The sequence below is a fragment of the Rhizobium sp. SVR5-2C genome (genome assembly GCF_056755115.1).
Genome location: NZ_JBNDHT010000069.1, coordinates 21,635 through 34,913 on the forward strand (window position 1 = coordinate 21,635; position 13,279 = coordinate 34,913).

The following is a 13,279-nucleotide window of genomic DNA, read 5'->3' on the forward strand; positions in this document are numbered from 1 at the left end:
CCTAGACATTCGGATTCCTCCGGCTATGGCGAACTTCCTCCTTAAACGACTGGTGATGATGTTGGTGACGATGCTCTGTGCGTCGTTTCTCGTCTTCGCCGTCTGTGAATTCACTCCAGGCAGCGTCGCGCGCAAATCGCTCGGTCCTTTCGCGACCCAGCAGCAGGTCGACCTTCTTACCGAAAAATTGAAGGCAAATGATCCTTTGCCAGTGCGCTACGGACGCTGGCTTGGCATACTGGTCGGCGCCCTCCCGGATCCGCTGCAGGATCCGAGCACCGGTTTGAACTTCAAAGATCCCCGCGGCGCGCAGTATTTCGGCAATTTCGGCTATTCGACGCTGAACAAGCTGCCGGTCAACGACGTGATCTGGGACCGCCTCGGCAATACCGCCATCCTCGCTGGACTGGCATTTCTGTTGATCGTGCCGCTGTCGATCATCTTCGGCATCCTCTCGGGGCTGAAAGAGGGCGGCGCGCTCGACCGGACACTGTCGGTCATCTGCATCACCTTCACGTCCATTCCCGAATTCGCATCAGGGGTCTTCCTGGTCACCCTCTTCGTGATCCTCTGGCCGGTTCTTCCCGGCACCAGTCCCCTAAACAACGATGGCGGCTGGGCGGTTCCCTATCAGTTCGTCCTGCCTGTCGCGGTCCTCGTCATCTACGACTTCGGCTATGTCGCCCGCATGATCCGCGTCTCGATGATCGGCGTGATGGAGCGGCCTTATATCAGGACCGCGATTCTGAAGGGCATGAGTACCCGCCGCATGGTGCTCGGGCACGCTCTGCGCAACGCGATGATCGCGCCGTTCACCGTGCTCCTCCTGCAGATCAACTTTCTGATCAGCGGTGTCGTCGTCACCGAGCTCGTCTTCGCCTATCCCGGCTTCGGTCGCCTCATCCTCGATGCGAGCCTCTTCGGCGACATTGCGACCCTGGAGGCCGCGACGCTGATCACCGTTGCCATCGCCGTCATCACGCAGCTCCTCGGCGACCTCGGCTACATGCTGCTCGATCCACGTATCCGGGTGAAATGATAATGGCTGTTCAAGACAATATTGCGGAAGCCGTAGTTGCACCGCCGAAACGCGCCGCTCGGCCCAACTGGATGCGCATTTTCCATTCACGCACCGCAGTCGTTGGCCTTTCGCTCGTCCTGTTCTGGGTCTTGGCGGCCCTGCTTGCGCCCATCCTTCCGCTCCCGTCACCGACGGACTCGGACGTCATGGCAATGGCCAATCCTTATCCGTCCGCCGCGCATTGGCTGGGCACGGATGTCTTGGGCCGTGACGTGCTTTCACGCCTCATCTTCGGCGCCCGCACGGTCCTATCCGTCGCACCACTGTCGGTTGCCGTCGCCATGATCGTCGGCATCACGATGGGCATGGTCGCCGGCTACTACGGCGGTTGGATCGATGTGCTGATCAGCCGCTTCTCGGACATCATCCTGGCATTTCCGGTTCTGGTCATTTACGTCATTCTGATCGCCAATATCGGTCCGTCGGTGCTCAATATCGTCATCGCGACGACAATCGCCTCCGCCCCGGGGATCGGCCGTATTACACGCGGCCTTGTGCTCGGACTGAAGGAGCAGGAATACGTCGCGGCGGCAAAGCTTAGGGCTGAGAGCACGCTCTACATCATGATCGTCGAGCTGCTGCCGAATTGCCGTAGCCTGCTCATCGTCGACGCCTGCCTGCGCATTGGCTACACCATCATCACGATAGGTATCCTCGGCTTCCTTGGCCTCGGCCTGCCGCCACCGAACCCGGATTGGGGCGGTATGGTGAAGGAGAGCGTGACGGTTCTCAATGTCTGGCCGCACATGTCCCTCATTCCGTCGTTTGCGCTCGTGACCCTGGTTCTCGGCTTCAACCTGCTGGCCGACGGTATGCGTGAGGCATGGAAGCCATGAACGTTATAGCGTCAAATCGTCAAGGAGCGGCCATGTCCGTCACACCTATGATCGACCGCGCGCCTGTTCTCGACATCAAGAACCTGCGGATCGAGTTCCGCGGCAAGGCCGAGACGGTGGTCGCCATTCCGGATTTGTCTTTCAGTGTCAAGGCGGGTGAGAGCTATGGCCTGGTCGGCGAGTCCGGCTGCGGCAAGAGCACGACGGCCATGGCGATCATGGGCTATCTCGGCAATACCGGGGCGATCGCCAACAGCAGCATCCGCTTCAACGGCAAGGAGCTCGTCGGCGCCTCCCCGAAGGAATTGCGGTCGATCCGGGGACGGCAGATCGCCATGGTCTATCAGGACCCGATGAGCGCGCTCAATCCGGTGAAGACGATCGGCGCGCAGCTTGCGGAAGTTCCCCTTCTTCACCTTGGCGCGACCAAGCAGGAAGCGATGGCGATGGCGGAAGCCATGCTGGGCGACGTGCGCCTGCCCGACCCCGGCGATATGCTGAAGCGTTACCCGCACCAGCTTTCGGGCGGCCAGCAGCAGCGTGTGGTCATTGCCATGGCATTGCTCGCCAAGCCATCGCTGCTGTTGCTCGACGAGCCGACGACCGGGCTTGATGTGACCGTCGAAGCAGCCGTGATCGATCTCATCGCCGAACTGAGACAGCGCTATTCGACGAGCCTCCTGTTCATCTCGCACAATCTCGGTCTCATTGCCGAGAGCTGTGATCGCCTTGGGATCATGTATTCAGGCGAAATGGTTGAAGAGGGGACGACCGGCGAGGTCTTTCGTCGGCCGAAGCATCCTTATACGCGCGGCCTGATCGATTGCATTCCCGATATCACGGGCGACAAGCGCAGCCGCACCCTCGCTGCCATTCCCGGTCATATTCCTCTGCCGTCCGAACGGCCGCAAGGCTGTCTTTTTGCACCGCGCTGCGCAAGCTTCGCCGCAGGTCTCTGCGATCGGCCGGGGCTTGCCCTCGAACCGGCGGCTGAGGATCACCTTGTCCGTTGCGCACGGTGGCAGGAGCTTTCCGAGCCTGTTCAAACCTTGGCGCCGGCCGGGTCCGATCTCGGGCCGAAAACAACTGCGATCTCGCTGTCCGACGTCAGCAAGGTCTATCCGATCGGCTATCAGAAGACAGTCAAGGCCAATGAGTTAGTTTCCTTCGAGGCCGGAAAAGCTGAGATCGTTGCATTGGTCGGCGAATCCGGCTGCGGCAAGTCAACGCTCGCCCGCATCGTGACCGGCCTCGACCGGGCGACGTCGGGGGAGATCCGCATGGCCGGCGAAAACATCGCCGAGCTGCAGGCGCGCGACCGGCCCCGGCCGTTGCTGCAGCAGATTCAGATGATTTTCCAGAATCCCGACAGCACGCTCAATCCCTCCCATGCGGCAGCGTTTTCCATTCGCCGTTCGATCAAGAAATTCGGCATCCGCAAGGGGAAGGCCGAAATTGAGCAACGTGTTCGCGAGCTCCTGGAAATGGTGCGCCTGTCACCGGCAGTCGCCGACCGAAAGCCCAACCAGCTCTCCGGCGGGCAAAAGCAGCGCATTGCAATCGCGCGAGCGTTTGCCGCGGATCCGTCGCTGATCGTCGCCGACGAACCCGTTTCGGCACTGGACGTCTCGGTGCAGGCAGCTATCGTAACCCTTTTGCTTGATATCCAGCATGACAAGCACGCCACGATGCTGTTCATCAGCCATGACCTCGCCCTCGTGCGCCACGTCGCCGACAAGGTCGTCGTCATGTATCTGGGCAAGATCATGGAACAGGGCAGGGTGGAGGAGGTCTTCGGTGAAGGCGCGCATCCCTATACGGAAGCTCTGCTGTCGGCGATCCGCAGTCCGCATCCCGACGAGGCGCCGCGGGAACGGATCCGCCTGACGGGCGAGACGCCAAGCCCGGTGAACGTGCCGGCTGGCTGCCGGTTCTCCACGCGGTGTCATCGCAAAGTTGGAACCATTTGCGACACCGTACCCCCACCCGTTAGAAAGATGTCCGAAACGCACGAAATCGCCTGCCACATTGAGGCAGCCGAGCTCGCAGCACGTCCATCGGTTCTTGCACCGGTCGAGAAGGCCTAACCGATGCGTGGATTCGGCAGGTCGATCGCTGAAGCATGGCACAGGGCCGCGCGCTTTCGGGCAATCATTCCCATAATGGCGAGTATCTGTGTCATCGGCACGGGCAACGCACTCTTGACCACGACCGTTTCACTTCACTTGAGCGATCCGTCGATCAGCGTCCGTATTGTCCAGCTGCTGCTGACCGCTTTCCCGATTGGCTTCCTGGCGGGATGCCTTTCGGCCCGCTTTCTGGTGTCTCGCCTTGGGCATGAGCGCGCTTTCCTGTCGATGGCATTGCTCGCAGCCTTTGCAACATGCGGATACATGCTGACCGCTGCGATGCCGCTCTGGTTTTGCCTTCGGTTAATCAACGGCTTTGCGATCGCAACGCTCTTCGTCATTTCCGAGAGCTGGATCAACCTCTATGCCGACCAACGCAATCGAGGCGCCTTTTTCTCGCTCTACATGCTGATGACGTCGCTTGCCGTCTTGTTCGGCCAGTTGTTTGTCGAGGCAGCCGGTCCGCATTCGCCCCACCTTTTCCCGATTGCGCTCTTGGTAATCCTCTCGGGATTCTTCTACGCCCGCTTCCTTGGCGGTTGCTGGCCGGCTCTGCCTCTTCCCGCGCCAATCGAGGGTGCAAGCACCGCGACCTCGACGGATCGATATGGCATCTGGCAACTGGTGCGTCTCGCCCCGGTCACCGTCGTCAGCGTGTTTCAGTCGGGCATGACGAATATGAACGTCTATACGATGACGCCCATCTATGGCGAGCGGGTCGGCCTCGAGGCGGCGTCCGCCGTGACACTCGTCACCGCCTTTAGTATGGGCGGCATGTTGGCCCAGGCACCTGCAGGATGGCTGTCCGACAGAATGGATCGTCGCCTGCTGCTGCTTTTGCAGGGACTGGCAACGGCATGCCTTTGCGCGACGATCGCCTGGCCCGGCATGCGATCGCAAGGCCTTCTTCATGCGTTGTTTTTCGCCTACGGCGCAATCGCGCTAACGATCTACCCCGTCGGCATCGCCTATGCCAATTCCCAGCTCGACAGCCGGCACATGGTTTCCGCATCCGGCAGTCTGCTCCTGCTCTACTCGGTCGGCAACATCATGACGCCCGGCGCTGCGGCGGGCCTCATGGATATATTTGCCCCGCAAGCCCTCTTCATCCTTCTCGGCAGCAGCGCATTTCTGGTTGCCCTTGCTGCCTGCTTCAATCTTCTGCGCCGTTCTTCTGTCGGCGTGAAACCATGCCTCGCTTCGGGAGGAACCGAATGAATTCGCAGCAGCCGTATGACCTGGTCATTCGAGGGGGCCGCGTCGTTCTCCCTGACGCCACGAAGCAGATCGACGTCGGCATTCGAAACGGTGTGATCGCCGCCCTCGAACCGAACCTGCCGAAAGGCCTGCGCGAGGTCTCGGCAGAAGGCCGCTTGGTGCTGCCTGGCGGTGTGGACAGCCATTGCCACATGGACCAGCAGCCATGGGAAGGCAAATCAACAGCGGATGATTTCAATACTGGGACCCTGTCGGCGCTCTGCGGCGGTACGACGACCGTCGTGCCCTTCGCCATGCAGATGCGCGGTCAGTCGCTCAGAGAAATCGTCGAGGACTACCATGAACGCGCCCGCCCGAAAGCGCGTATCGACTATGGCTTCCACCTGATCGTCGGCGATCCCTCGGCCGAGGTGCTGCGCGACGAAATTCCTGGCCTGATCGCGGAAGGCTGCACCTCGATCAAGATCTACCTGAGCTATGACGGTCTAAAGCTCGATGATTATGAGGTGCTCAATGTCCTCGACCTCGCCCGCTCGCAGGGCGCAATGGTCATGGTCCACGCGGAAAACGATGCCTGTATTCGCTGGCTGACCGAAAAGTTCATCGCCGCTCGCAAGACTGAGCTTCGCTATCATGAGAAGGCGCATTCGGAAATCGGAGACCGTGAGGCAACCTTCCGGGCCATCAGCCTCTCCGAGCTGATCGAGACCCCGATCCTCGTCAGCCACGTGGCGGCGGCCGGCGCTGTCGAGGAAATCCGCCGCGCCAAGGCGCGCGGGCTGCCTATTTACGCCGAGACCTGCCCGCAATATCTCTTCCTCTCGGCCGAAGATATCGACACGCACGATCTGTCCGGCTCCAAATGCGTCTGCACGCCGCCTCCGCGCGACAAGTCCAACCAGCCTGCGATCTGGGCGGGCATTCTCGACGGTACCCTCGAGGTTTTCACCTCGGATCACTCGCCCTGCGACTATGCCGACAAGATCGCCGGCGGTCCGGGGACGCCCTTCCATCGAATCCCGAATGGCATCCCGGGCATCGAGACCCGCCTTGCCTTGCTGTTTTCGGCTGGCGTCAACGGCGGCCGGATCTCGCTGCAGAAATTCGCCGATCTGACCGCCGGTGCTCCGGCCCGGCTGTTCGGTCTCTACCCCCGCAAAGGCAGGATCGCCGTCGGCGCAGATGCCGATATCGCGATCTGGGACCCGGACCGCAGCGTGACGATCACCAATTCGCTGCTGCATCACGCGACTGACTACACGCCCTATGAAGGGCAGGTCGTGAAGGGCTGGCCGATCATGACAATCTCGCGCGGCGACGTCGTCTGGGACGACGGCAGGATTCTTGCCGAACCCGGCCGCGGTCAATTTATCGCGCGCCAGCGGCCGTTCCCGCCGCAACAGGGGCTTTCAAAGGTTCTCGCATCATGACTGCGCTCGCGTCACGCCTCGAAGGCAAGGTTGTTTTCCTAACCGGCGCGGCAAGCGGCATCGGTTCAGCGATCGCGCGCCGCTGTGTGGGGGAGGGAGCGTCTGTAATCTGCGCCGATCACTCTCTTGAAGGAGCCACGGCACTCGCCGAGGAATTGGGATCAGCGGCGATCGGCATTCGCTGCGATGTGACCGACAGCTGGTCGGTCCACACCGCGGTGGAGGCCGGGTTGGCACGTTTCGGTCGCCTCGATGGTCTTGTGCACAATGCGGCCGCGCCATCGTTCGATGGCACCGTCATCAATCTGCCTGAACAGCAGTGGCGGCTCGAGGTCGACGTCAGCATGACCGGCGCCTTTCTGGCCAGCAAGCACGTGCTTCCGGCAATGGTTGCCGCTGGCGGCGGTTCGGTTGTCTTCATCGCATCACAATTTGCGCATGTGGCGGTCGGAAAGGCCGTCGCTTATTGCGCCGCCAAAGCAGGTCTCGTGCATCTGGCGAAAGCCATGGCGGTTGATCACGCGGCCGATGGCATTCGCGTCAACAGTCTTTCTCCGGGCGCTGTCGCAACCCCGAGGCTGCTGCAGCGATGGCCCGATCTCGATACGGCCAATGCCAGTCTCGGGCCGGCGCATTTGCTGGGGCGCATCGCCCAGCCCGACGAAATCGCTGCCGCCGCTACCTTCCTTCTGTCGTCAGACGCCTCGTTCGTGACCGGCACCGATCTGCTGGCCGACGGCGGCTACGCGACACGCTGACATTTGTTGTTGAAATCTTTGATGGATTTTAGGATGACCCTTCTTGTCACCGGCGGCACCGGCTTTGTAATGAGCGTCCTTGCGCGGGCATGGCTTGACCGCGATCCCAAGGCGCGCGTCGTCATCTTGGACCGCGCCGGTCTGGATGCCATGGCGGAACGCTATTTCGCGCCGGTTCGTGACCGCCTCTCGGTAATTACAGGCGATATCTGCGATCCAAGCCAATGGGCAGACGCGCTCGACAGCCACGACATCCGATACGTCGTGCATGGTGCGACTATTACCCCGATCTCGCGGGGAACCGCGGCTGAAGCGAAGCGTCAGCCGGAGGCCGAGGATCCCGCTCGGATCGTCGACGTCAATCTCATGGGCACGGTGCACATCCTCGAATGGGCGCGTCGGCAGGCCGATCTGAAGCGCATCGTCTACGTGAGCTCCGGTGCGATCTACCGTCATCACGGTCCGGACTGGACGGGAGAGCCCCTGCCGGAAGACGGCTACGTCGCACCGCTGACGCTTTACGGGATTTCCAAATTTGCCGCCGAGATGGTGGTCAACCGTTATGCCGATCTGTTCGGCCTGTCGGCGGCATCGGTCAGGCTCGCCTCGGTCTACGGGCCAATGGACCGCGTGACGGGAAGCCGCAATTTCCGGCATGTGCCCAACCGGGTCGCGCATATGGCGCTTGCCGGCGAGACCATCCGGCCGAACAGCCTGGAGCCCGTCGGCGATTACCTGAGTTCGACCGATGTCGCCGAAGCGATCATTGCGCTCCTGTTTGCGGAGCGCCTTCGCTACCGCCACTACAATATCGGAAGCGGCGAAACGTCTACCATAGGTGATGTCATCGAATGGGCGAAGGAACGTGCGCCCGGCCTGAAAATTGAAGTCAGCCCGGCAGAGACCGCCAATATCATTCAGGACGTTTCGCTGAAGGACGGCATGTGGGGCGCCTACGACATCGCTCGAATCGAGCGGGATACGAGCTGGCGGCCGCGCAGCGCCAGGCAGTCCTTCCACGACTACATGGATTGGATCATCGAAAACGAACTTCAAAGCGAGGGAAAGTGATGACCGCTGTCACAAAAGATCAATTGCGCGATTTTGTGGGCTACGGCCCGAAGCCGCCGGTGATTACCTGGCCGGGTCGGGCCAAGCTCGCCATCAACCTCGTGCTGAATTACGAGGAAGGCTCGGAATATTCCTGGCTCGAAGACGGCCGGAACGACAATTGGGGCGAATACAATATCCCGAACAGCCCTCCGGTACGCGACCTCGGCACCGAGACGCATTTCGAATATGGCAGCCGCGCCGGCGTGTGGCGCCTGGCGCGGTTGTTTGATCGCTACGACATTCCGGTGACGATCTCAGCTTGCGCTGTTGCGCTCGAAAGAAATCCAACGGTCATCGAATGGATGAACGCACGCGGTCACGATCTTCTCGGCCATGGTCTTCGCTGGAGCGAATATTCGACGATGCCCCGCGAGGAGGAGGAGCGTCAGCTTCATGAAGCGATCGCACTTTACAAGAAGCTGACCGGCAAGCGGCCCCTTGGCTGGAACTGCCGCTCGTTTCCGAGCGTCAACACCCGCGATCTGATCGTGAAAGAAGGCGGCTTCCTCTACTATTCCGACCCATGCAATGACGACCTTCCCTACTTCCTCGATCACGATGGTACGAAGCTTCTCGTCGTGCCCTATTCGAAGATCCTGAACGACAGCCGCTATCTGATCGCACCCGGCTACAGCAATCCGCGCGACTTTGCCGAGGATTGCCGTTCGGCAATCGACTACATGATCGGTGAGGCCGACGAGACCGGCGGGCGCATGCTGACCATCGGCGTGCATGCCCGCTGGATGGGCCAGCCCAACCGCGCCTCCGGCCTCCGCGAGGTCATCGAGCACGTGAAGAAGACTCCGGGCGCGGCCTTCATGCGCCGCGAGGACATTGCCCGTCACTGGCTGGCAAACCACGAGGGCTTTTCTCGCCATGGCTGAAGGCACGCAAGCAGAGCCGGTAGAACGGTTGCACACTCAGATGCAAGGCATGAGCGGCGCTCAATATGTCGCCGGCGTGTTGAAGCAAGAGGGCGTCAAGCAGATCATCGGCTTTCCGGCAAGCGAGCTCTTCGATGCCTCCGCCGAGATGGATATTCCGCCGATCATAGCCCGCACGCAACGCGTCGCGATCAACATCGCGGAAGGATATGCGCGTGCGACGGCCGGAAAGGAGCTGGCCGTCGTGACCGTGCAATATGGTCCGGGTGCTGAGAGCTCCTTTGCCGGGATTGCCCAGGCGTTCAACGACGGTGTGCCGATGCTCTTCCTGCCGACGGGCTATCCGCGCGGCTCGGAGGCCGTGGCACCGAACTTCGAGTCCCGCCGCAACTTCACCCACATCACCAAATGGTGCGAAGCGGCAACCAGGGTGGACGACCTGCCGAAACTGATGCACGCGGCGATCTCTCGCGTCAGAAACGGCAAGCCGGCCCCTGTCCTGCTCGAACTGCCGGTCGATCTGCTTACCGAAACGCTTCACGCCTCACCGTCGCTTCACCAGCGGCCGCGCCGCAGCGTGCCACAGGCAGACAATGGTGAAATCGCGGAGCTGGTCGCGACACTTCTCACCGCCAGAAATCCTGTGGTCCTGGCGGGGCAGGGCGTCCTGTCCGCGTCCGCCACTCAAGAACTGGTCGAGTTTGCCGAACTGCTGAATATCCCGGTCATGACGACGCCGAACGGCAAGAGCGGCTTTCCGGAAGACCATGCGCTGGCGCTCGGAACGGCGGGCCGCGCGCGGCCGGCAACTGTCGATCGTTTCCTCGAAAGAGCCGACGTCGTGCTGGCGCTCGGCAGCAGTCTAACGCGCTCCTATTACATCCTGCCGATCCCGGACGATAAGGTCATCCTGCAGGTCACGCTCGACGATGCCGATCTCGGCAAGGACTACCCGATCGCGCAGGGCATCGTCGGCGATATCCGATCAGTCTTAAAGCAGATGATCGGCCACATAAGGGCCAATCGATTGCCGCTGCCCGAACGTCCGCAGATCGCAGGCGAAATCACGGCAGTGCGGGCTGCTTTCATGGCCAAATGGATGCCTCTGCTGACGGCCGATACGGCGCCGATCTCGCCCTATCGCGTAGTCTGGGAGATCATGCAGGCGGTCGATCCGAAGAGGTCGATCGTCACCCATGATGCTGGCAATCCGCGTGATCAGTTCTGCCCCTTCTATGTGGCAAGCGTCCCCGGCAGCTATATCGGCTGGGGTAAGACGACCCAGTTGGGTAGCGGCCTCGGTTTTGCTATCGGCGCGAAACTCGCCCGGCCGGAGGCGACGGTCGTGAACCTGATGGGCGAGTCGGCCTTCGGCATGGTCGGCATCGATTTCGAAACGGCGGTGCGCTGCAACCTGCCGGTCCTAACGATCTTGTTGCGCAACAACGTGCTCGGCGGTTACGCGAAAAGCATGCCCGTCGCAACGACCAAGTATGGCGCCAACCGTGTGACCGGGGGCTATGCGCCGATCGCCGAGGCGCTCGGCGGCTATGGCGAATGCGTGACGCAACCGGAGCATCTGCGCCCGGCATTGCGGCGCGCTCTGCAGAAGGTCGAGACCGGCCAAGCCGCGCTCATCGAGGTGGTCACCCACGAAGAACCGCGTCTTGCGGGTCTCTGGTAGGCAGCGGGAGGGCACATGTTCGATACAGTTATTACCGGCGGCATCGTCGTAAATGCTGATGGTGAGAGAAGGGCTGATATCGGGATCAACAACGGTTGCATTGCCGCTCTCTTTGCTCCGGGCGATAGCCCGATGGCGCGATCCTTCGTAGACGCAACCGGACGGCACCTGTTGCCGGGACTTGTCGACGCCCATGCGCATCTGCGGGAACCGGGTTTGACGCACAAGGAGGATTTCGAAAGTGGTACCCGTGCTGCCGCTCTTGGCGGCGTGACCACGATTCTCGATATGCCGACGGACGATCCCTGGACGGCAACCGCCGCTCAACTCGCCGAGAAGATGGAGATGGCTGAAGGCCGCCTGCATGTCGATGTCGGGTTTCAGGGCGTCATATCGAAATCTCTTGAGGGGCTGGATGAACTCCTCAAACTCGCGCCGGTGTCGCTCGAGCTGTTCACGGCCGACGTGCCGGCAGAGTTCATGTTCGACAGCCTCGACGCCGTAACGCAGACATTGCGCCGTCTCGCGACTTACAACACGACCATCGGCATCTCGCCGGGTGACCAATCAATCTTGCTTGGCAGCGCGTCGCGCGATCGTGCCGGAGATATCGGCACTTTTCTTTCGAGCCGGCCGCCTCTCGCCGAAGCCGGCGGCATTTCGCGCGCGGTGCTGGCTGCAGCCGAAACCGGCGTTCGCGTCCATGTCCGGCAGATCAATTCGCAGCTCGGGATCGAAACGTGGCGGCGGCTGCGGGACATGGCCGATGTGACCGTCGAAACAACACCACAGAATCTGTTCTTTACAGCGGCTGACTACGCCGTTGTCGGCGGCAATCTCAAAGGCTCGCCACCGCTGCGGGACGGTGAAGACGTCCAGGCGCTGCGTGCGGCGCTGTCGGAGGGTCTTATTGATGCCATGGCCACCGACCACGCGCCGCATAGCGCAAAGGAAAAGGCGGCTCATTACGCTGCGTTTGCCGATATCCCCGGCGGAATGCCAGGCCTGCAAACGCTTTTGCCGGTCATGCTCAAGCTGGTTGGCGAGCGGGTGATCAGCCTGTCCGCACTTGTGCGCATGTGTTCCTACGCTCCGGCGCGGCGCTTCGGACTGGGCAGGTCGAAGGGCTCTATCGCCGTTGGCTATGACGCGGACATTCTGCTCGTCGACCTCAGTGGTTCGACCGTCATAAGCAATGCCGAACAAGCCTCCCGCGCCGGTTACACGCCGTTCGACGGCTGGCGCATCCCCGGCAAGCTGACGGATGTCTTCCTGCGCGGCGAGCGCATCGTTAGCGACGGCGTGCTCGCATTGCCTAACCGCGGCCAAGTGGTCCGCAGTGCCTATTGAAGGAAAGACAATGACCATGCTTGCTGACAAGATAGCTATCGTGACCGGCGCGAGCTCGGGTCTTGGTCGGGCGATCGCCCTGCGTTATGCGCGAGAGGGCGCAACCGTCGTCATCGCCGACGTGACGGAGACGCCTATCGAAGGGGGAGAAACGACGCTTGAGAGCATACGCGCAGGTGGCGGCGAGGGAACTTTCATCAAGGCCGACATATCGAGCTGGAGCGACGTCGACGCACTGATCTCAGAAACCGTCGCGCGGTACGGCCGGCTGGACGTGATGGTCAACAATGCCGCGATCTATACGTCGACAAATCTTATCGACACCTCGCCGCAGCAGTGGGACCGCATCATTGCCGTCAATGTCACCGGCTTTTTCTACTGCTGCAAACGCGCTGCCCAACAGTTCCTGGCGCAGGAGCCGATCGGCGAAACCCGCGGCAGGATCATCAACATTTCCTCACAGCACGGCATGGTCGCCAGTCCCGGCGACTTTCCTTACGGGGTGAGCAAGGGCGCGATTGTTCAGATGACGCGCCAGATCGCCGTCGACCATGCCGCCGATCTGATCGTCTGCAATGCGATTGCACCGGGGAAAATCGTCACCGGCAAGCCCGGTGTCGCCAACGATCCCGGTGCGCTCGATTATTCGCGCCGGCGCACGCCCTGGCCGCGGCTCGGCGAGCCGAAGGACGTGGCGGGTGCGGCCGTTTTCCTCGCCAGCGACATGGCGAGCTACATCACCGGCGTCAACCTGATGGTCGACGGCGGATGGATGGCCGGCTGAGGCGATACGCCT

At 61.6% G+C, this 13,279-nt stretch carries 11 protein-coding genes; all 11 read left to right on the top strand.

All coding sequences use genetic code 11. From position 1 onward, the window contains the following. Positions 1 to 25: 25 nt before the first annotated feature. The 11 genes from ACPYOI_RS19800 to ACPYOI_RS19850 all read left to right on the top strand — a co-directional run bounded on the left by ACPYOI_RS19800 (position 26) and on the right by ACPYOI_RS19850 (position 13,267). Positions 26 to 1,039: an ABC transporter permease gene (locus tag ACPYOI_RS19800; RefSeq protein ID WP_481418990.1), complete on the top strand. Its 1,014-nt coding sequence runs from the start codon at positions 26 to 28 to the stop codon at positions 1,037 to 1,039. Between the two features lie 2 nt (positions 1,040 to 1,041). Then, the gene (locus ACPYOI_RS19805; RefSeq protein WP_481418989.1) at positions 1,042 to 1,917 is read left to right on the top strand and encodes an ABC transporter permease; all 876 of its coding nucleotides are present in this window, start codon (positions 1,042 to 1,044) and stop codon (positions 1,915 to 1,917) included. 32 nt (positions 1,918 to 1,949) lie between these two features. Beyond that, positions 1,950 to 4,004: a dipeptide ABC transporter ATP-binding protein gene (locus tag ACPYOI_RS19810; protein WP_481418988.1), complete on the top strand. Its 2,055-nt coding sequence runs from the start codon at positions 1,950 to 1,952 to the stop codon at positions 4,002 to 4,004. A 75-nt stretch (positions 4,005 to 4,079) separates the two neighbouring features. After that, positions 4,080 to 5,264, top strand: a complete 1,185-nt coding sequence (locus ACPYOI_RS19815) for an MFS transporter (RefSeq protein WP_481418987.1) — start codon at positions 4,080 to 4,082, stop codon at positions 5,262 to 5,264. Further along, positions 5,261 to 6,694, top strand: a complete 1,434-nt coding sequence (gene hydA / locus ACPYOI_RS19820) for a dihydropyrimidinase (protein WP_481423240.1) — start codon at positions 5,261 to 5,263, stop codon at positions 6,692 to 6,694. The genes ACPYOI_RS19815 and hydA overlap by 4 nt, the downstream gene beginning before the upstream one ends. Then, positions 6,691 to 7,452 (top strand): SDR family NAD(P)-dependent oxidoreductase, encoded by a 762-nt coding sequence (locus tag ACPYOI_RS19825; RefSeq protein ID WP_481418985.1) that lies wholly within the window; start codon positions 6,691 to 6,693, stop codon positions 7,450 to 7,452. Before hydA ends, ACPYOI_RS19825 begins: the two co-directional genes overlap by 4 nt. A gap of 33 nt (positions 7,453 to 7,485) precedes the next feature. Then, entirely contained in the window at positions 7,486 to 8,523 is a 1,038-nt protein-coding gene (locus tag ACPYOI_RS19830; RefSeq protein WP_481423241.1) for an NAD-dependent epimerase/dehydratase family protein, read from the top strand. After that, the gene (locus tag ACPYOI_RS19835) at positions 8,523 to 9,449 is read left to right on the top strand and encodes an allantoinase PuuE (RefSeq protein ID WP_481423242.1); all 927 of its coding nucleotides are present in this window, start codon (positions 8,523 to 8,525) and stop codon (positions 9,447 to 9,449) included. The genes ACPYOI_RS19830 and ACPYOI_RS19835 overlap by 1 nt, the downstream gene beginning before the upstream one ends. A 49-nt stretch (positions 9,450 to 9,498) precedes the next feature. Next, complete coding sequence (locus ACPYOI_RS19840; protein WP_481418982.1) at positions 9,499 to 11,133, top strand: thiamine pyrophosphate-requiring protein; 1,635 nt, start codon at positions 9,499 to 9,501, stop codon at positions 11,131 to 11,133. Positions 11,134 to 11,148: 15 nt separating this feature from the next. Next, a complete protein-coding gene (locus tag ACPYOI_RS19845) occupies positions 11,149 to 12,483 on the top strand; it encodes a dihydroorotase (RefSeq protein ID WP_481418981.1) in 1,335 nt (444 codons plus the stop codon). 10 nt (positions 12,484 to 12,493) lie between these two features. Further along, complete coding sequence (locus ACPYOI_RS19850) at positions 12,494 to 13,267, top strand: SDR family NAD(P)-dependent oxidoreductase (RefSeq protein WP_481423243.1); 774 nt, start codon at positions 12,494 to 12,496, stop codon at positions 13,265 to 13,267. Positions 13,268 to 13,279: the final 12 nt, after the last annotated feature.

Excerpts from the sequence above, each read along its gene's own strand:
- ACPYOI_RS19800 (WP_481418990.1), top strand. The coding sequence starts at position 26 with ATGGCGAACTTCCTCCTTAAACGACTGGTGATGATGTTGGTGACGATG.
- ACPYOI_RS19805 (WP_481418989.1), top strand. The coding sequence starts at position 1,042 with ATGGCTGTTCAAGACAATATTGCGGAAGCCGTAGTTGCACCGCCGAAA.
- ACPYOI_RS19810 (WP_481418988.1), top strand. The coding sequence starts at position 1,950 with ATGTCCGTCACACCTATGATCGACCGCGCGCCTGTTCTCGACATCAAG.
- ACPYOI_RS19815 (WP_481418987.1), top strand. The coding sequence starts at position 4,080 with ATGGCGAGTATCTGTGTCATCGGCACGGGCAACGCACTCTTGACCACG.
- hydA (WP_481423240.1), top strand. The coding sequence starts at position 5,261 with ATGAATTCGCAGCAGCCGTATGACCTGGTCATTCGAGGGGGCCGCGTC.
- ACPYOI_RS19825 (WP_481418985.1), top strand. The coding sequence starts at position 6,691 with ATGACTGCGCTCGCGTCACGCCTCGAAGGCAAGGTTGTTTTCCTAACC.
- ACPYOI_RS19830 (WP_481423241.1), top strand. The coding sequence starts at position 7,486 with ATGACCCTTCTTGTCACCGGCGGCACCGGCTTTGTAATGAGCGTCCTT.
- ACPYOI_RS19835 (WP_481423242.1), top strand. The coding sequence starts at position 8,523 with ATGACCGCTGTCACAAAAGATCAATTGCGCGATTTTGTGGGCTACGGC.
- ACPYOI_RS19840 (WP_481418982.1), top strand. The coding sequence starts at position 9,499 with ATGAGCGGCGCTCAATATGTCGCCGGCGTGTTGAAGCAAGAGGGCGTC.
- ACPYOI_RS19845 (WP_481418981.1), top strand. The coding sequence starts at position 11,149 with ATGTTCGATACAGTTATTACCGGCGGCATCGTCGTAAATGCTGATGGT.
- ACPYOI_RS19850 (WP_481423243.1), top strand. The coding sequence starts at position 12,494 with ATGACCATGCTTGCTGACAAGATAGCTATCGTGACCGGCGCGAGCTCG.